The following is a 17,442-nucleotide window of genomic DNA, read 5'->3' on the forward strand; positions in this document are numbered from 1 at the left end:
AGCGGACCTGGCGGCTCAGTAGGTGGGCAGCACGTAATCGTCGGTATTCGACATCATCCGCAGCATCACCGGGCGCAGCACCCGCGAGGTCATCACTTTCATGCTCACGCGTGCCATCCGCGTGCCGAGGCGCGAGGTGGGCAACATCATCTTGATGCCGCCACCGGGCAGCTCCTTGGCCTTGTCCAGGAACGGTCTGACGATCTGCTCGTAGCGGGTCAGCGCCGTCGCGAGATCAGCCGGGGCGGCGGCGATTTCACCGGCCAGAACATAGGCGCCGACGATGGCCATGGCGGTGCCCATACCGGTCATCGGGGAGCCGCAGAAGCCGGAGTCGCCCAGCAGCGTGACCCGGCCGGTCGACAGTGATGACATGTCGACGCGCGCCAGCATGTCGAAATAGAAGTCCGGGGTCGTGGTCATCGCGTCGAGCACGGCCGGGGTGGCCCATCCGGCCTCGGCCAGCATGTCGCGGATGAGTCGTTGCTGCGCGGCGACGTCGCGGCGCAGCGCCGGATCGGCCTCGGTGCGCATGGTGATGATCGCCTTCGCGGTGGCCGGATCGGCATCCGGTCGAATCCCGACCGCCGCGCTGGGCACCATATGCATCTTGAACCAGCCCGGCTCGGTTCCGGGGGGCGTCGGGATGGTGAAGAACGACATGTAGCCGCCGAGATAGGTGACGAACTGCTCCTCCGGTCCGAAGGCCAGCTGCCGGGTTGCTGAGTGCACCCCGTCCGCGCCGACGACCAGATCGAATCGCTGGGTATGCCCGGACGCGAAGTCGACCTCGACACCGGTGTCGTCCTGGCGCAGCGCCGTGATCCATTCGCCGTAGCGGTAATCGAGTTCGCCGGTCGTATCGGCCAGTTCGTCGAGCAGCACCCGATTCAAATCGCCTCGGGTGATTTCGATCTCGGCCACCGGGCCCTTGCCGTCGAACATCTCGGCGGGCATCCGGGCGAACTCGCGGCCGTTTTCGTCGACGTATGCCATGCCGCGCTCGTCGAGCTGGTACTTGCGGACGCCCGGCATGAGGCCCATCCGCTCGGCGATCTCGCGGCTCGGCCCGCGCAGGTCCACGGCCTGACCGCCGGGGCGCGGCTTGGGGGCGCGCTCGACAATGGTGGTTCGGACGCCCGCCCGCAGCAATTGCAGCGCGAGCGCGTTGCCCGCGATACCGCCGCCGCTGATCAGGATGTGGAGGGAGTTGACGGTCATGACCGGGTCCAGTCTCTCGAACGAATGTGCCAGACGTATGTCTAACACGAGGTTGGCACGAATGTCTAGTACAAATGTCTGAGCCATGTGTAAGCTGGGGTCATGGGAAACCGAGAAGATCTATTGGCGGGAGCACGTAAGGCCATCATCGAACGTGGCGTGGCGAAGACGACCGCGCGTGATATCGCGGCGGCCGCGGGTGTCAGCCTGGCCGCGATCGGCTACCATTTCGGCTCCAAGGATCAGCTGATCACCGAGGCACTCGCCACCGCGCTGGGCACGGATATCGGCGACCGCATGGAGGCGTTGGTCCGCGCGGGCAGCGGTCAGCCGCCGCTCGAGGCATTCACGCAGATGTGGAACGCGATGCCGCAGGTCTTCGAGGACAACCTCGACTGCATGCTGGCCAGTCTGGAGAATCTGGTCCGCGTCGCGCGGACGCCGGAATCGCAGACATTCATGAGCGAAAGCCTCACCGGTGCCTACGAGGAAATCGCTCGAGCGATACAGGAATCCCGTCCGGACCTGGACGCGGACACCGCCCTGGCGATCGGCGAGCTGTACTTCATGCTTACCCAGGGCCTCGGCATCCTGTGGACGATCACCCGCGGCAGGAACCTGCCCGACGGCGCGCGAATGGCCAAGGCGATCGCGGCCCTGGCTGGCGAGTCCTGATCGGTCGCTGCCCGCCGCCGAACAGTGCCAGTGCTATCGGGTGTGCAACGGCCACACCGGCTGGTCCGCGCCATACCGCGGTGCGGGCCACGCATAATCCGGATATTCGGCGAGCACTGGCGCGGCGGTGGTGACATTGCCGTGGGTGACCGCCGCCATCGGACTCGGCGGCGCGGCCTGCGGATGACGCGGGGTCCGGCCGGGCGCGGTGAGGAGCCAGGATGCGGTGCGCGCCAATGCGACTCTGACATCGCGGCCGATACCGTCATGGGCGCGCGCCACGAGTGCGTCGATCACCCCAGCGGCGAGCAGATAGCCGGAGGCGTGGTCGAGTGCCTGTGTGGGCAGTGTCCCCGGCACCGCGGGTGCGCCCTCGACGATCGAAATACCCGCCGCGGCCTGCACGATGCTGTCGAAACCACGCCGCCGACCCCACGGGCCGGATTCGCCCCATGCCGATATCCGACCGTGTACGAGGCCGGGACGGCAGGCGGCGGTGAGTCTGGCGCTTTCCAGCGCGCCAGGTCGATATCCGGTGATCAGCACATCGGCGGCGGCGAGCAGTTCGTTGACCAGCGGCAGGTGCCGATGCAGATCGAGCAGTGTGGAACGCTTGCCCTGGCAGGTGTCGTGGTACTGCCAGGGGATCTCGGGTAGGTGCGGCGGGTCGATCCGCAGCACATCGGCGCCGAGCAGTGCCAGAGTTCTGGTCGCGACGGGTCCGGCGATCACACGGGTCAGATCGAGTACCCGGACCCCGCGCAACGGCTGCAAGGGCGATGCGCCGATCGGCAGGCCGAGCTCGCCCCGGTCGATCCGGGTGTCGATCGCCACCAGTGGACCCGATGCGGCGGCCTGGCCCTGCGGGCTCGCCGCCCACTCCTGCTCGGTACGCACCTGGACCGCGATGGCGCCGTGTGCGGCCGCATGTTCCTCGATATCGCTGGCCCGGCTCATCGCCACCTGCGCGACCGCCAGATCGACGGGGGCGTCCTCGGGTAGTCCGAGCGAGGCGAGTAACCGCGCGCGATGGTGCGGATAGTTGGCGTGGGTGCGGACCCAGCCGTCGAAGGTGGGAAAGAAGCCGGATAGATCGGCGAATACCTTGGCGGGCGCACCGCCGATGCGCAGCAGGCGTTCGCTGGCGAAGGCGGCATTGATCCGGTCCGGATCCAGCCGGTGCAGCACCGGATTCAGGTGGTGTGCGTCGCGGATTCGGTTCGCCGCCGCCGTCACCGCGGCCACCGATCCGGCGGCCAGTGCCCAAACCGGCAGCGTCGCAGCCAAACAGCTGCCCGGATCGGCGTCGGGGACGGTGCCGGAGGCTGGCACACCGATTCCGGCCTCATAGTCGCGGACCAGCTGTTCGTGCACAATCACGAGATCGAGAGTAGTTGTTGTGCCGCAGTAGTAGGGTCGGGGCCATGACGCCGCTGCAGCGTTATATCGCCGAAGAGGTAGCCACCGACCATGCCGACGGATTGATCGGCCGCCGGGAAGCACTGCGCCGACTAGGAATGCTCGGGGTCGGCGCTACCGCCGCGGTCGCACTGCTCGCCGCTTGCTCCAGTAGCGGCGACCAGGCGAATTCCGCGTCGACGGGTGCGAAGCCCGCGGCGTCATCGCCCCCGCCGGGTACCAGCGGCGCGGTCCCGGCCACCGCGATCACCTTTCCCGGACCGGACAATCGCCAGCTACAAGCCGCGTGGGCGGCTGCGCCGCAGCCGCGTGGCAGCGTGCTCGTCATTCATGAGAACAAGGGGCTCACCGACCATATCCGTTCGGTGACAGGACGTTTCGCGGGTGCCGGATACTCCGCACTCGCCGTTGATCTATTGTCCGAACTCGGCGGTACCGCCGCCTTCACCGATCCGGCGGCGGCCACCGCCGAACTCGGCAAGATCGCGCCGCAACAGTTCATCGCCGATCTGCAGGCCGGGATTGCCGAGTTGGAACGGCGGGTGCCCGGAAAGAAGATCGGCGCCACCGGATTCTGCTTCGGCGGCGGTCTGGTCTGGATGCTGTTGGCCGCGGGCACGCCGAAACTCGCTGCGGCGACACCGTTCTACGGCCCATTCCCGGCGAACGGAGATCTGTCCGGTTCCAACGCGGCGGTACTCGGGATCTACGCCGCCAAGGACGAGCGGGTGATCGCCTCGCGCCCCACTGCCGAGGCGGCACTGGACCGGGCGGGCCTCACCCATGAAATCTACGTCGCACCGAATGCGAACCACGCCTTCTTCAACGACACCGGACCTCGCTACAACCCGACCGCGGCGGCTGAGGCGTGGCAGCGGGTCCTGGATTGGTACGGAACCTATCTCGGGTGAAACGCGGCTGTTCCCGTCGCGATATCAGGTCGGTGGAACTTTCGACAATGAAGGAGATCGACGTGGGCAAGGCCATTACGGCGACGGACTGGTTGCGGGTGTTGCGCGCACATCCCGCGCCGAGCCATCAACTGCTGTGTTTCCCGCCGGGTGGGGGATCGGTCACGGCCTATCGGGCACTGGCCGAACGGTTCGAGAACGGCATCGCCGTCGCGGCCGTCCAGTATCCGGGTCGGCAGGATCGGCTCGGTGAGCCCACCATCGGCGATATGGACGCCCTCGTCGATCGGATCGTAGACGAGGTACTGAATCAGGGCCCGGTGGAACAACTTTCCCTGTTCGGCCACAGCATGGGTGCGACCGTGGCCTTCGAAACCGCGCGCCGCCTGGAGAGCAAGGGGCAACCGCTCGTCGCGCTGTTCGTATCCGGCCGTCCCGCGCCGACTTTCGTCGAGCCGGGTCGCCTGCATCTCGGCTCCGACGACGATCTGATCGGTGACCTGGAGCGCCTGGCAACCGATCCTGGGTCCATCCGGATTCTGCGCGACGAGCCGAGTCTCGCCGAACTGGTGCTGCCTGCGGTGCGCAGCGACTACCAGACCATCGAGACCTACCGCTATCGTGACGGTGCCCTGTTGTCCTGCGCGGTATCGGCATTGGTCAGCACCGATGATCCGACGATGACACCGGAGCAGGCCGAGCAGTGGCGCGAGCACACCACCGGCGCCTTCGACCACATGGTCTTTCCTGGCGGTCACTTCTACCTGGATGACAAGGTCTCCGAGGTCGCCGACCTCATCGCCCGCACCCTCCACACATAGCCCACCCACGACACCACCACACACACCGCGACCAGCACGCGCACCAACCCCAGCGCGCTCTCCGGGTAGATCACCCCGGTCAGGTAGTGGTCGATGAACCCGCTCGGCGGCAGCCCGGCCACTCCGGCCCGATGCCGTGCCCAATTCTCCAAATATGTGAGCGGACAATCGAATCCGAACAGCGCCGTGCTGAAACCCCAGCCGAACGCGAGCAGATGCAGCCAGATGGTGCGTGGCCACCGCCACGCCACGAACCCGCCGACCACCACATACGCCACGAATGCGAAATGCACCACGGCGGTGGCATCGGCCAGCAGCCGATACACCATATGCCCAGCGTATCCCTGGGCGCGTACGGTCTCGGCCAGCAGGATCACCAGGGCGAGGGTTGGTAGTCCTTGAGGAAGCAGCCGTAGAGGTCGGTGCCGGTTTCGCCCTGGACGATCGGGTCGTAGACCCGGGCAGCACCGTCGACCAGGTCCAGGGGCGCGTGGAAGCCCTCTTCGGCGAGGCGGATCTTGGTGTAGTGCGGGCGTTCGTCGGTGATCCAGCCGGTATCGACGGCGGTCATGAGGATGGCGTCTTGTTCGAACATTTCGCGGGCGCTGGTGCGGGTCAACATATTCAGCGCCGCCTTGGCCATATTCGTATGGGGGTGGCCCGCGCCCTTGTACGCGCGGGAGAACTGGCCCTCCATGGCGGAGACGTTCACGACGTATTTGCGGCGGGCGGCGGCAGCCGCCATGGCCGGGCGCAGCCGGGAAACCAGAATGAACGGCGCCACCGAATTGCACAGCTGGACCTCGAGCAGTTCGGTCGGGTCCACCTCGGCGACGGTCTGTACCCAGCTGTTGGTGTGCGCCAGATCCGGTACCAGACCACCGGCATCGATGGCGATACCGCGCGAAATGCGTTCCGGCGTGGCCGATCCCGCGACCAAGGCCAGTTCCGCCACCTCGGCCGAGGACAGCGTCGGAGTCAGGGATGCGGTGAGTGCGGTGGGGTGCGCCTGCATGGTTTTGCCGAAGGTCACCACATCCGGCAGCGCACCCGCGGGCAGCGGCCCGGATTCGGCCTCGACCAGCGCGCTGTACGCGCCGGGGGACCGGCGCACGGTCTGGGCGGCATTGTTGATCAGGATATCCAGCGGTCCCTGCGCAGCGACATCATCGGCGAGCGCGACGACCTGGGCCGGATCCCGCAGATCGATACCGACGACGCGCAGCCGGTGCAGCCAGTCGGCGCTGTCGTCCATGGCGGCGAAGCGGCGGATCGCGTCGTTCGGGAAGCGGGTGGTGATGGTGGTGTGCGCACCGTCGCGTAGGAGCCGCAGCGCGATGTACATGCCGATCTTGGCTCGACCGCCGGTCAGCAAGGCGCGCCTTCCGGCGAGATCGGTACGGGCGTCCCGTTTTGCGTGGCTGCTGGCCGCGCAGTCCGGGCACAACTGGTGGTAGAACGCGTCGACTCGGGTGTAGCGCTGTTTGCAGATATAGCAAGGGCGCGGCCGGATCAGCGTGCCCGCGCTCGCGCCCACCGCATTCGAGGTCAGCGCAATGCCGGCGGTTTCGTCATCGATCCGATTCGGCGATCCGGTCGCGGTCGCCGCGACCACGGCCTGGTCCGCCTCGGCGACCGAATCCCTGGCCTCGGTTCGCCTGCGCTGCTTCAACTTCTTGAACATATGGCCGACAGCGCGCTGTACCGTGACCGAATCCGGATCGTCCTTGTCCAAGCGCGCGGCCTGTTCCAGCACCCGCAGGCAGATCGCCAGCTCATCGGGGTCGATGGCGGTCCCGCTCGGCGCTGGTGCGGTAGACGTCGACACGGTGTTCTCGACCATCGGAATGCAGGTTGATCCTTCGTGATCTGGGAGGTTGACCCGGTCATTGTCGCATCCGAAATCTGGACCGGTCGGCGCGGGCGGTCCCGCACCGACCGGACGCCAGCTATTTGCGCAGTTTGCTCATGGTCGAGGAAGCCGTCTTCTTCAGCATTTCGGTGGCCTCGGACGCGCTGAGGATTTTGCCCGGAGACTTCGACGTGCTGGAGGAATACTGCGACCAGCTGATGTGGTAGATGGTCCAGCCGTCGCGCACGGCCAGTGAGACATCGGCCGTCGGATCGTCCGACCTGTGCTTGCCGGTGACCACATATGCCTCGTCACCGAGTCCGGAGACCTTGTCGACCTTCGCGTCCTTGCCGTATTCGGTCTGGGTCCAGGTTTCGTACGACGCGGTGAATTCCGGTCCCGGATTGGTCTGCTTGTGTACCTGCGCGCTGGTATAGATCGCGGCGTATTCGTACTTCTCGGTCGCGGACGGGGTGAAGCGGATATCGCACCCCATCGAGTCGACCGCGGCGTGCTTGGAGCCCTCGTGCTTCGGGTAGGTATCACCCGAGGAATCGGTCTTCGACAGGGTGAAGCCGGCGCTGGTGTAGAGCGAGGTGTCGGTGATATCGCAGAGATTGTCGATGTACTTATAGCCGCGCAGGTCGGCGTCCTTGCTGATATCGGCCTTGCCCGCGTCGAAGGCGCCGATCGCGAACATCGCGCCCGCCCATACCGCCGAGGTGGCGACGACCGCGGCGAGCGCCCAAAGCCAGCCTTTGCCACCGGATGTGGGCCGCTGTTGATATCCAGGTGCCGGTTGCTGGTATCCGGGCGCGGGCTGGAATCCGGCGGGTTGCTGATACCCGGGCTGTTGGAAACCCGGTGCGCCCTGCGGGTATCCGGGTGCGGACTGCTCGAATGCGGGTTGCGAGAATCCCGGCGCGGCGTGTGGTACCCCGGGTTGCTGGAATCCCGGTGCGGCTTGCGGGGCATTACTCTGCGGGTATCCCCCCGCGACCTGGGGTGCCCCCGGCTGCGGATATCCCGGCGAGGACTGGTGATATCCCGATTGCTGATATCCGGTCCCCGGTTGGTATCCGGCGGGCGCGGCTCCTGGTTGATCGAACGGCTGCCGCACCATCGTCGGATCGGCGGGCTGCTGCTCGGCAGCGCCGGATTGCGGTCCCGCAACCGGAACCGCCGGCTGCGACGGCAGCTGATGACCCGGCTGCCCGACCATCGTCGGATCCGATTGTGAATACTGCGGTCTCTGCTGCTGCAGCTGCTCCTGCGCCCACCAAGCGTCGTTGGGCTGGTTCTGTTGTTCCCCCGGTCCAGTCATGCGCGCAAGGTACCACCTTGTTTGCCTGCCACCCACCGCTGGTGGGACCAATGCGGTCAGTGCGGGATGCTGGCGTTGGCCGCGCGCAGATCGTCGACGACGTTGGCAATCCTCGGCGACGAGCAGCGGCTCGGTCACCGGCAGCCAGTGATCGGCGTGAATCGGGCAGCGCCACAACCGATCCACTCAGCGTGCGCTAGTAGCGGAATCCGGCAGCGAACCCGCCTGGCCGCGACCACGCCGCAAAGGTCGAACTCGAAGCTATTCTTGCCTATCGGATTTCCGGCGGCTCTCCACGCGGTTTTCGACCGTGTTGCCGGATGCCCAGATGCCGCGCACATGCCCGATATGGCGGCGCAGGAAGAGTTCGACATCCTCGCCCTGCTTGCGTTCGATCAGATCGATGATCGTGTGATGTTCCTGCGCCGATTTCTCCAGTTCGCCGCGCTCGACGAGCGAGGCGAGACCGAACAGCCGGGTCTGCGCGCGCAGATCGCTGACGATCTGCGACAGCCGGGGATTATGGCAATAGTCGAGCAGCATCAGATGGAACCGCTGATCGGCGTCGACGTATTCGACCAGATCGCCGCGTTTGGCCGCGTCGACGATCTTGTCGGCCTGCGCGCGCAAACCCGGGATGTCGGCGTCGGGGATCTCTCCGATTATGGAGCGGACACTGGGCGGCTCCAGCAGCATCCGGATGCGGGCGATGGAATCGAGATCGTGATCGGAGGTCTCGGTGACTCGGAAGCCTTTGTTCGGCACCGAGGTAACGAGCCCCTGCTTGACCAGATTCAGCATCGCCTCGCGCACCGGTGTCGGCGACACGCCGAACCGCTCCGACAGCCACGGCGCCGAGTACAGTTCTCCGGGTTCGAGTTCGCCAGAGATGATCGCCGCACGCAGCGCGTCCAGGACGTGCTCACGCAGCGTCGGCCGCTTGCGAGTGTCCAATCGTTCAATCATCAATGCGCTCCGGGTTTCTCCTCTGGGCGGGCCCGCGGCTTCCAGCATAGTTAGCCCTCCGTCGTGTTCAGTTTCGAGTTGCGGTAGCCGAAGCCCCAGTACAGTGCCAGACCCAGCACGAGCCAGGTGACGAAACGCAGCCAGGTCACCCAGTCGAGGTGGCTTATCAGCCAGACCGAGAACCCGATCCCGATCAACGGCACTACCGGCACCCACGGGGTGCGGAAGGCTCGATCGGCGTCCGGCCGGGTCCGACGCAGCCGCATCACGCCCAGCGCGACGACGATGAACGCCATGAGGATTCCGACGTTGGTGAGTTCGGCGGCCTCGCGGATCGGCAGGAATCCGGCGATGAGGGCCGAGACGATGCCGACTGGCCAGATCACCCGGGTCGGTACCTTGCGGGTGGGGCTGCTCTTGCCGAAGTACGAAGGCAGCAGACCGTCTCGACTCATCGCGAAGCCGACCCGGGTAACGGCGAGCATATTCGCGAACGCGGAGGTGGTGACGCCGATGACGGCCCCGACCGCGATGACCAGACCCAGAATCCCCATTCCCACGGTGTCGAACGCGCTGGAGAACGGCGAGGAGACATTGATGTCGGTGTAGTTCACCATGCCGACGATGACCAGGCAGATCAACAGGTAGACCACCGAGGCGATGCCGAGGCTGATCATGATGGCCTTCGGCATCAGCTTCTTGCCGTCTGTGGATTCCTCGGCGGCCGCGCTCATCGCGTCGTAGCCGTACACCGCGAAGAACGCCAGCGCCGCACCGGAAACCGCGCCGCCGACCCCGAACGGGAAGAACGGCGTGTAGTTGCCCGCCTTGATGTGGAACGCGCCGGCCACGACCACGATGGCGACGATCGCCATCTTCACCACGACGAGTCCGGTTTGCACGCGGGCGGATTCACGGGTGCCACGCGAGAGCAGGAACGCCAGCAGCAGACACAGCACCACCGCGAACAGGTCGACCTTGTGTCCGGACCCGGTGCCGGGCGCGCCGAGCGCCCAGGTGGGCAGGTCGAATCCGATGTAGTGGGTGATGTAGTTGAGATAGCCGGACACCGCGATCGCGACCACCGACACGATGGCGGTGTATTCGAGCAGCAGATCCCACCCGATCATGAAGCCGATGATCTCGCCGAGTGCCACATAGGAGTAGGTGTAGGCCGAGCCCGCCTTCGGGACCATGCCCGCGAACTCGGCGTAGCACAGGCCGGCCGCGCCGGAGGCAATGATCGCGATGAGGAAGGAGATGAGCACCGCCGGGCCGGAAACCTCATGGGCCACAACACCAGCCAGCGAGAACACACCGGCGCCGACGAGCCCGCCGAGGCTCAGCGCGACGAGTTGCCACAGGCCCATGCTCTTGGTGAAGTCGCCGGCGTCCGCGACGGTGACGGGCATTCGTCGCAGCACCCCGCTTCGGGTCATCGGTGGGCGCGGGGGTCGATTGCCGACTCGCAACATGGACTGGCCTTTCGGGGTGTGGCGATGGCGGAGATGGGTTGTGGTGGACGGGGCCGTGTGCGAAATGTCTTGCGCTAGAAGATGAATCCTTCAGGGAAGGGGTCCGACGGATCGAGCAGGTAGTTCGCCGTCCCGGTCAGCCATGCACGTCCGGTGATCGCGGGCACGATCGCTTGGCGATCGCCGATGGTGGTCGTGTCGACCGCGCGTGCACGAAAGGTAGTGCCGATGAACGAATCGTTGTGCAGCACTTGGTCACCGGACAGCAACCCACGGGCGTGCTGGCGAGCCAGGAGCGCGGAGGTGCCGGTGCCGCAGGGCGACCGGTCGAACCAGCCCGGATGGATGGCCATCGCGTGGCGCGTATGCGCGGACTCGGAGGCCGGATCGAGGAACAGCACATGCTTGCACCCGGCGATCCGCTCGTCGGCGAGGTGGACCGGGCGCCGGAACTCGTTGATGGCCCGCATGATTCGCAGACCAGAGTCCAGGATGCGGTCCTTGTGCGCGCGGTCGAACGGCAGCCCGAGCGAGCCGAGGTCGACTATGGCGTAGAAGTTGCCGCCGTAGGCCATGTCGTAGCGCACAGTGCCCAGGTCCGGCACCTCGACGGTGTTGTCGAGGCTATCGCAGTACGCGGGCACATTGCGCAGAGTGACCGAGTCGGCGTGGCCGCCGCTGACGGCCACTTCCGCGACCACCCGCCCGGCGGGGGTATCGAGCCGGATCTCGGTGACCGGTTCGGTGACCGGCACCATGCCTGCCTCGACCAGCGCGGTCGCCACGCCGATGGTGCCGTGCCCGCACATCGGCAGCAGCCCGCTGACCTCGATGAACAGCACACCGTAGTGGCCGTCGTCGGTGGTGGCCGGTTGCAGGATCGCCCCACTCATCGACGCGTGGCCCCGCGGCTCGTTGACCAGCAGTTTGCGCAGTCCGTCGAGGTGTTCGGCGAAGTACATCCGCCGGGCGGCCATCGTGTCACCGGGAATGGTGCCTACCCCGCCGGTGACAACGCGGGTCGGCATCCCCTCGGTGTGGGTGTCGATTGCGGAGATGATCATAGAGCTGCGCATCAGGAGTGTCCTTCGCTGTCGAGGTCGGCGAGTTCCCGGAGCCGCACCGGCGTGGCCAGCGGACGCCAGGCAGGGGTGGCGGCCGCGAGACCGGGGGGAGCGGTCACGGCGGACGGCTCGGCGCTGTCGGAACACGATCGGCCCCGCAGCGCCTCGACGTTCGCCGCGCACATGCGGCCCTGGCACGGGCCGAGTCCGGCGCGGGTGGCCAGTTTGGCGGGCCGGTAGCTGTCGCCCGCGGCGCGGGCCCAGGCGGCAGCCAGCTCGCCGCGGGTGGTGCCCTCACACCGGCAGATCACGGTCTCGGGTCGCGCCCAGGTCAGCACGCCGGGCCGGATCGGGTGCGCGGCGGCCAGGCGCGCGACGAACTGTTCGGCGGTGCGGTGTCTGGCTCGCAGTGCCCGGTCCGCGGTCGGGTCGGCGCCCGCCGCCGCGATACCGGCCACTGCCCCCTCGACGGCGGCGACCTGGGAGCCGCCGATGCCGGTGATCTCCCCGGCCGCCCAAACGGCATCGGCGCCGGTGCGCTGGGTGTGGTCGACGCGGACGAATCCGTCCGCGTCCAGTCGCGCGCCCGCGGCGACTGCCAGCTCATGCTGGGGGGTGAATCCGTGCGAGACCGCGACCGCGTCCACGGCCACCGTGGCATGACTGCCGGGTATCGGCGTCCAGTTCTCGTCGAGTCGGGCGACCGTGGCCTGCTCGACTCGTCCGTTGCCGGCGACCGCGACCACCGCATGGGCGGTGCGTAGCGGGATCCGGTGCCGCACCCCGCACGCGATGTACTCGATCAGCTCGGCTGCCTTGCCCGCACTGTGGCGCAGCTGCCAGGGTCGGGCCGCCCACTGCCGGGCGAGCCGGCGGCCTGGATTGGCCTCGAGCACCGCGAGGACATCGGCCCCGCCCACGGCAAGCGACTGCGCGACCGGAAGCAGGAACGGGCCGGTGCCCGACAGCAATACGGACTTGCCGACCAACACCCGCTGGGTCTTCGCCAGCGTCTGCGCGGCACCGCCGGTGTAGACGCCGGGCAGATCCCAGCCGGGGAACGGGCACACCCGGTCGTAGGCGCCGGTGGCCAGCACCAGTGCGTCGCCCTGCACCACCCGGTGAGTCCGCCGGTCACCCTCGGCGCCGAGCAGCAGCCGGACGGCGGGGCAGCCGCCCTCGTGGTGCCGCTCGATCTGGTAGACCGAGGCCAACGACAGGTACTCGCACCGCGGATGATCGATCAGCAGCCGTGCGAGTCGATCCGCGGCGACGTATCCGTGTCCGATGCTGAGCGGGCGGCGAACGCCGTATGCGGCCGGGATGCGCCGGTTGTACTGGCCGCCGAGTTCCTCGTTCGAATCGATCAGCGTGACGGTCGCGCCATATCGCAGCGCGGATTCCGCAGCCGCCGTGCCCGCCGGGCCGCCGCCGATCACCACCACATGTCTGCTCATCGCGCCCCCCGTTCGGATTCGGCGGGCCGGGTGATGCGGGACTGGGTGGTGACCGAATCGCCGTCGCGGGCCGGGCGCAGACACAGCCGAACGTCGGGGACGCCGTTGACGGTGGCGACGCAGTCGAAGCAGACACCGATGCCGCAGAACACGCCGCGCGGCCCGTCGGTGGGCGCGGTGCGCCAATCCGAGCGGCCGCTGGCTAGCAGCACCGATGCGAGCGTCTGTCCGTACACGCCGAGCACTTCGCGATCGTCGACGGTAATCGTCAGGGGCCGGTCGGCGCGGCCGACCGGGTCTGCGGCCGGGGGAATGACGATGGGGCTCATCGGGATACGTCCTCCGTGCGTGGATCGGTAGAGCGGGTGGCGATGACGGCCGGGCGGTCGACGGCGAAGGCCGCGATGTCGACCTCGTCCGGTCGACCGGCGAGCGCGGACGCGACCAGTTGCGCAGTGCCGGTCGACAGGCCGATTCCGGCTCCCTCATGGCCGGTCGCGTGCCACAGTCCGGGTAGTCGCGGATCGGGTCCGATCACCGGCAGGTGATCGTCGACGTACGGGCGAAAGCCGCCGTAGGCACGCATGATCGCGACATCGGCGAGCACTGGGTACAGTCGCATCGCCTTGCGAGCGATGGCGGCGAGGCTGTCGGGGCGCAACCGGTTGTCGAAACCGCATTGACGCCGCGACGATCCGAGCAGCAACGGCCCGCCGCGGGTGGATTCGACCACCGCCGACGATTGCAGCGCCACGTCCGAGCTGCCCACCGCGCCCACATAGTCCGCGTCGTAGACCTTGTGGAAGACCGTCGGCGGCATCGGCGCGGTGATCAGTACATCGCCGCGGCGGGGTTGGACCGCGATCGGCGCGCCGAGTAGGCCCGATACCGAACCCGACCAGGGGCCGGCCGCGTTGATGACCACGTCGGCGTGCCGCGCTCCCTTGGTGGTCTGCACGCCGATCAGCCGCCCACCGCGCAGGATCGGGCCGGTGATCGCACAGCCGGTCTCGACCGCCGCGCCCGCCGCGACCGCCGACCCGATGAGGGCGGCCGCGGCGCCGGCCGGTTGCACCTGCGCGTCGTCAGGGTAGTAGATGGCGGCGACAACGTCCCTGGTCAACGCGGGTTCGGCCGCCGCGAGCCGATCCGCGTCGAGGTCTTCGCAGCACACGCCCGCCGCGCGCTGACCACGTGCGAATGCGGTGAGCGCGGCGGCTCCCGCGTCCGTCGTGGCGACGACGATGCCGCCCTTGGGTTCCCATTCGATGGCCGCCGCGTCGGCGGGCAGCCGCTCGGCGACCCGTTCGAGGACGTCGGGCCACAGCCGCCGTGACAGCTGCGCGAGTTCCAGCTCGGGTCCCGGCCCCTTGTCGGAGACAAGTACGTTTCCCTCGCCGTGGGAGGTGGTGCCGGACGCAACCCCGCCCGCCTCGCAGACCCGCACCGACGCACCGGCCAGCGTCAGCCGGTCCGCGAGCGCGCATCCGATCATGCCGCCGCCGATGACCAGCACATCGGTACCTCGCAGGGACGCCTCGCCGGTCATTGCGCGCGCGCCCCGTTCACCGACCGCGGCACGGCGAGCGGATTCTGCGCCCGCAGCGGCGGTGGTAATAGGTCGTCGGGCACCGACTGGTAGGCCACCGGACGCAGGAAGCGCGCGATGGCCGCGGTGCCCACCGACGTCGAGCCCGGTGCGGTAGTCGCCGGGTACGGCCCGCCGTGCTGCTGGGCGTAGGTCACCGAAAGCCCAGTGGGCCAGCTGTTCCACAGCACCCGACCGGCCGCGCTTGCGGCGGCGGTGAGCAGCGCGCGTGCGGTGTCGTCGGCGTGCTCGCCGAAGACGGAGACAGTCAGCTGTCCGTCCAGCGCGCTGGCCAGTTCCAGCAGCTCCGCAGTGTCCTGGTAGGTCGCCAATAGTGTTGCCGGGCCGAACATTTCGTGCATCAGCTGGTCGCGATCGGCGAGTACCGTCCGGGCCGTCGTGATCAGCAGCAGGGCCTCGTCGGATTCGCCGCCGCCCAGCACTTCCACATCAGGGTGTGCGCGCACCTGCTCGACGGCGCGGGCGAACCCGTCCGCGATCGCGTCATTGAGCAGCTGCCCGGTCGGCATCGGCCGGGTGCGGATCAGCTCGGCCAGTTTGCCGAGCACCGGCGCGCCCGCGGGCACCGCGACCAGCCCTGGCTTGGTGCAGAGCTGCCCGGCGCTCGTACTCACTGCGGTGAGCAACCCGGTGGCGATCTCCTCGGTCTGCGCTTCGGCCGCATCCGGCGTGACGAACACCGGATTGATCGAGCCGAGCTCGCCGTAGAAAGGGATCGGTACCGGACGGCGGGAGGCGAGGTCGTACAGCGCTCGGCCGCCGGCGGTCGAGCCGGTGAACGCCGCGGCGGCGACGTCCGGGTGAGTGAGCGCCTGCACCCCGGCGTCGCGGCCGAAGACCAGACCGAAGGTGCCGCGCGGCGCACCGGCTTCGGCGACCGCCGCGTCGACGAGGGCGCCGACCGCGCGTGACAGCATCGGGTGGCCAGGGCTGGCTTTGACGATCACCGGACATCCGGCGGCCAGCGCGGCGGCGGTGTCGCCCCCGGCGACGGAGAAGGCGAACGGGAAGTTGCTGGCCGCGAAGTTGACCACCGGCCCGAGCGGGATGTTCATCCGGCGCAGATCCGGCCGCGGTGCGCCCATCGGCCAATCGGCGTCGGCGGCGTCGATGCGTACGTCGAGGAATTCGCCGTCGAGCACCGTCTGCGTGAACAGCCGCAACTGGAAGCTGGTCCGTTTCAGTTCGCCGACCAGCCTCGGTTCGCTCAGATGCGTTTCGCGCATCGCCAGCGGGATGAGCTCGGCGGCCTGCGCGTCGAGCCGGTCCGCGATGCCCCTCAACACCCGGGCCCGGTCGGCGAGCTCGAGCGCCGCCCATGGGGCCGCCGCCCCAGCTGCCGCGCGGACGATGGCATCGACCTCGTCCTCGGTCGTATCGGCAACGGATTCGACCATGCTTCCGGTCATCGCCTGCTCCTCACTTCCCGTGTTCACCACTTCCGAATTCACCAGTTGCCGTGCGTCTTTCGACTACCGGTAGCCCTGAGCCAGCACCTCGCGGGTGTCGGCGGCGATCTTCTCGGCAAGCTCCGGCGCGAGCGGTACCCGCGGCGGGCGGCACGCGCCGCCGGCGCGTCCGGCCAGATCCATCGACAGCTTGATCGCGTGCACGAACTCGGTTTTCGAGTCCCAGCGCAGCAGCTTGTGCAGGTTGCGGTACAGCGGCAGCGCCTTGTCCAGGTCCCGGTTGACCGCGGCGTTGTACAGCTCCACCGTCACCTGCGGGATGGCGTTCGGGTAACCGGCCACCCAGCCGACCGCGCCCGCGATGCCGAGTTCCATGACCACGTCGTCGGAGCCGACGAGCACGTCGAGTTCGGGGGCGAGCTCCTTGATCTCGTAGAAGCGCCGCACGTCGCCGGTGAACTCCTTGACACCGACGATAAGACCCTCGCCGTGCAGTTCGGCCAGGATGTCCGGGGTCAGGTCGATACGGGTGTCGATCGGGTTGTTGTACGCGACGATCGGCAGTCCGACCTGTGCCACCGTGCGGTAGTGATCCAGGATCGAATCGCGTCCGCCGCGATAGGTGTTGGGCGGCAACAGCATTACGGCCTGCGCCCCCGCTTCGGCGGCCTGCTCGGCCCACTTGCGCGCCTGCAGCGCGCCGTAGGCGGCGATGCCGGGCATCACGGTGAATCCCTCGGGGGCCGCCGAGATGGCCGTCGTCACGACCTTGGCCCGCTCCTCGTCGCTGAGGGTCTGGTACTCGCCCAGCGATCCGTTCGGGCTCACCCCGTGGCAGCCGTTGGCCGCCAGCCACCGCACGTGTTCGGCGTACGCGTCGTAGTCGACGGCGTAGTCGGCGGTGAAGGGGAGGGTCGTCGCAACCAACACCCCGTGCCAGGGCTTGATCTCGGCCGATGTGGTCATTTCGGACATGTGCGCCTCCATCTGTGTGGGAGTCCGGGAAACCTACGCCCGGTCGACGAGCCACACCAGTACGGTGTGACATTGCACTGAATGTAACGCGAGTGATGGCAGTCACGCAATCCCTTGCGTGAGCGACACCACTTCTCTATTGTGCAATGTCACACGTCACAGTGTGCGGGTTACTCCCATCTATCTCCGCCGATCGGCGCAAAGGGGACCCGATTCTCCCGGTGGTCGGCTCATCCGACGCGCCATTCGATCCCGATAAAGGTG

The 17,442-nt window shown here is 67.8% G+C and carries 16 protein-coding genes; 3 read left to right on the plus strand and 13 right to left on the minus strand.

Going from position 1 to position 17,442, the window contains the following annotated elements:
- Window positions 1–15: 15 nt before the first annotated feature.
- A complete protein-coding gene (locus AB0L63_RS16630) occupies window positions 16–1,221 on the minus strand; it encodes an FAD-dependent monooxygenase (protein ID WP_364500888.1) in 1,206 nt (401 codons plus the stop codon).
- A gap of 102 nt (window positions 1,222–1,323) precedes the next feature.
- Here AB0L63_RS16630 and AB0L63_RS16635 point away from each other — a divergent pair, with 102 nt between their 5' ends.
- A complete protein-coding gene (locus tag AB0L63_RS16635) occupies window positions 1,324–1,896 on the plus strand; it encodes a TetR/AcrR family transcriptional regulator (RefSeq protein WP_364500890.1) in 573 nt (190 codons plus the stop codon).
- Between the two features lie 33 nt (window positions 1,897–1,929).
- On the opposite strand, the gene AB0L63_RS16640 is transcribed toward AB0L63_RS16635, so the two are convergent.
- A complete protein-coding gene (locus AB0L63_RS16640) occupies window positions 1,930–3,276 on the minus strand; it encodes a CoA transferase (RefSeq protein ID WP_364500893.1) in 1,347 nt (448 codons plus the stop codon).
- 44 nt (window positions 3,277–3,320) lie between these two features.
- Here AB0L63_RS16640 and AB0L63_RS16645 point away from each other — a divergent pair, with 44 nt between their 5' ends.
- Complete coding sequence (locus AB0L63_RS16645) at window positions 3,321–4,226, plus strand: dienelactone hydrolase family protein (RefSeq protein WP_364500896.1); 906 nt, start codon at window positions 3,321–3,323, stop codon at window positions 4,224–4,226.
- A gap of 47 nt (window positions 4,227–4,273) precedes the next feature.
- On the plus strand, window positions 4,274–5,047 hold the full coding sequence (locus AB0L63_RS16650) for an alpha/beta fold hydrolase (protein ID WP_364500899.1): 774 nt from the start codon (window positions 4,274–4,276) through the stop codon (window positions 5,045–5,047).
- On the opposite strand, the gene AB0L63_RS16655 is transcribed toward AB0L63_RS16650, so the two are convergent.
- The 11 genes from AB0L63_RS16655 to AB0L63_RS16705 form a co-directional block, all read right to left on the minus strand.
- Window positions 4,987–5,376 (minus strand): DUF2784 domain-containing protein, encoded by a 390-nt coding sequence (locus AB0L63_RS16655; protein ID WP_364501088.1) that lies wholly within the window; start codon window positions 5,374–5,376, stop codon window positions 4,987–4,989. The genes AB0L63_RS16650 and AB0L63_RS16655 overlap by 61 nt on opposite strands.
- Window positions 5,377–5,420: 44 nt before the next feature.
- Entirely contained in the window at window positions 5,421–6,890 is a 1,470-nt protein-coding gene (locus tag AB0L63_RS16660; RefSeq protein ID WP_364500905.1) for an SDR family NAD(P)-dependent oxidoreductase, read from the minus strand.
- A 106-nt stretch (window positions 6,891–6,996) separates the two neighbouring features.
- On the minus strand, window positions 6,997–8,223 hold the full coding sequence (locus tag AB0L63_RS16665) for a hypothetical protein (protein ID WP_364500908.1): 1,227 nt from the start codon (window positions 8,221–8,223) through the stop codon (window positions 6,997–6,999).
- Between the two features lie 261 nt (window positions 8,224–8,484).
- Window positions 8,485–9,177 (minus strand): GntR family transcriptional regulator, encoded by a 693-nt coding sequence (locus AB0L63_RS16670; RefSeq protein ID WP_364500910.1) that lies wholly within the window; start codon window positions 9,175–9,177, stop codon window positions 8,485–8,487.
- A 62-nt stretch (window positions 9,178–9,239) separates the two neighbouring features.
- Entirely contained in the window at window positions 9,240–10,601 is a 1,362-nt protein-coding gene (locus tag AB0L63_RS16675; RefSeq protein ID WP_364500913.1) for an amino acid permease, read from the minus strand.
- Window positions 10,602–10,738: 137 nt separating this feature from the next.
- Window positions 10,739–11,728 carry a proline racemase family protein gene (locus tag AB0L63_RS16680; protein WP_364500916.1) on the minus strand — a complete coding sequence of 330 codons (990 nt, stop codon included), beginning with the start codon at window positions 11,726–11,728 and terminating at the stop codon, window positions 10,739–10,741.
- Window positions 11,729–11,739: 11 nt separating this feature from the next.
- Window positions 11,740–13,185 (minus strand): FAD/NAD(P)-binding oxidoreductase, encoded by a 1,446-nt coding sequence (locus tag AB0L63_RS16685; protein ID WP_364500919.1) that lies wholly within the window; start codon window positions 13,183–13,185, stop codon window positions 11,740–11,742.
- Window positions 13,182–13,514 carry a (2Fe-2S)-binding protein gene (locus tag AB0L63_RS16690; protein WP_364500921.1) on the minus strand — a complete coding sequence of 111 codons (333 nt, stop codon included), beginning with the start codon at window positions 13,512–13,514 and terminating at the stop codon, window positions 13,182–13,184. Before AB0L63_RS16690 ends, AB0L63_RS16685 begins: the two co-directional genes overlap by 4 nt.
- Window positions 13,511–14,734, minus strand: a complete 1,224-nt coding sequence (locus AB0L63_RS16695; protein WP_364500923.1) for an FAD-binding oxidoreductase — start codon at window positions 14,732–14,734, stop codon at window positions 13,511–13,513. The genes AB0L63_RS16690 and AB0L63_RS16695 overlap by 4 nt, the downstream gene beginning before the upstream one ends.
- Window positions 14,731–16,203: an aldehyde dehydrogenase (NADP(+)) gene (locus AB0L63_RS16700; protein WP_364500926.1), complete on the minus strand. Its 1,473-nt coding sequence runs from the start codon at window positions 16,201–16,203 to the stop codon at window positions 14,731–14,733. The genes AB0L63_RS16695 and AB0L63_RS16700 overlap by 4 nt, the downstream gene beginning before the upstream one ends.
- 63 nt (window positions 16,204–16,266) lie before the next feature.
- Window positions 16,267–17,178: a dihydrodipicolinate synthase family protein gene (locus AB0L63_RS16705; RefSeq protein ID WP_364500929.1), complete on the minus strand. Its 912-nt coding sequence runs from the start codon at window positions 17,176–17,178 to the stop codon at window positions 16,267–16,269.
- Window positions 17,179–17,442: the final 264 nt, after the last annotated feature.

It is taken from the genome of Nocardia sp. NPDC051990, assembly GCF_040680755.1.
GTDB lineage: Bacteria > Actinomycetota > Actinomycetes > Mycobacteriales > Mycobacteriaceae > Nocardia.

Bases quoted from the DNA above. Each gene is read 5' to 3' on its own strand.
- AB0L63_RS16630 (WP_364500888.1), bottom strand. From the start codon at position 1,221: ATGACCGTCAACTCCCTCCACATCCTGATCAGCGGCGGCGGTATCGCG.
- AB0L63_RS16635 (WP_364500890.1), top strand. From the start codon at position 1,324: ATGGGAAACCGAGAAGATCTATTGGCGGGAGCACGTAAGGCCATCATC.
- AB0L63_RS16645 (WP_364500896.1), top strand. From the start codon at position 3,321: ATGACGCCGCTGCAGCGTTATATCGCCGAAGAGGTAGCCACCGACCAT.
- AB0L63_RS16650 (WP_364500899.1), top strand. From the start codon at position 4,274: ATGAAGGAGATCGACGTGGGCAAGGCCATTACGGCGACGGACTGGTTG.
- AB0L63_RS16655 (WP_364501088.1), bottom strand. From the start codon at position 5,376: ATGGTGTATCGGCTGCTGGCCGATGCCACCGCCGTGGTGCATTTCGCA.
- AB0L63_RS16660 (WP_364500905.1), bottom strand. From the start codon at position 6,890: ATGGTCGAGAACACCGTGTCGACGTCTACCGCACCAGCGCCGAGCGGG.
- AB0L63_RS16665 (WP_364500908.1), bottom strand. From the start codon at position 8,223: ATGACTGGACCGGGGGAACAACAGAACCAGCCCAACGACGCTTGGTGG.
- AB0L63_RS16675 (WP_364500913.1), bottom strand. From the start codon at position 10,601: ATGCCCGTCACCGTCGCGGACGCCGGCGACTTCACCAAGAGCATGGGC.
- AB0L63_RS16680 (WP_364500916.1), bottom strand. From the start codon at position 11,728: ATGATCATCTCCGCAATCGACACCCACACCGAGGGGATGCCGACCCGC.
- AB0L63_RS16685 (WP_364500919.1), bottom strand. From the start codon at position 13,185: ATGAGCAGACATGTGGTGGTGATCGGCGGCGGCCCGGCGGGCACGGCG.
- AB0L63_RS16690 (WP_364500921.1), bottom strand. From the start codon at position 13,514: ATGAGCCCCATCGTCATTCCCCCGGCCGCAGACCCGGTCGGCCGCGCC.
- AB0L63_RS16695 (WP_364500923.1), bottom strand. From the start codon at position 14,734: ATGACCGGCGAGGCGTCCCTGCGAGGTACCGATGTGCTGGTCATCGGC.
- AB0L63_RS16700 (WP_364500926.1), bottom strand. From the start codon at position 16,203: ATGACCGGAAGCATGGTCGAATCCGTTGCCGATACGACCGAGGACGAG.
- AB0L63_RS16705 (WP_364500929.1), bottom strand. From the start codon at position 17,178: ATGTCCGAAATGACCACATCGGCCGAGATCAAGCCCTGGCACGGGGTG.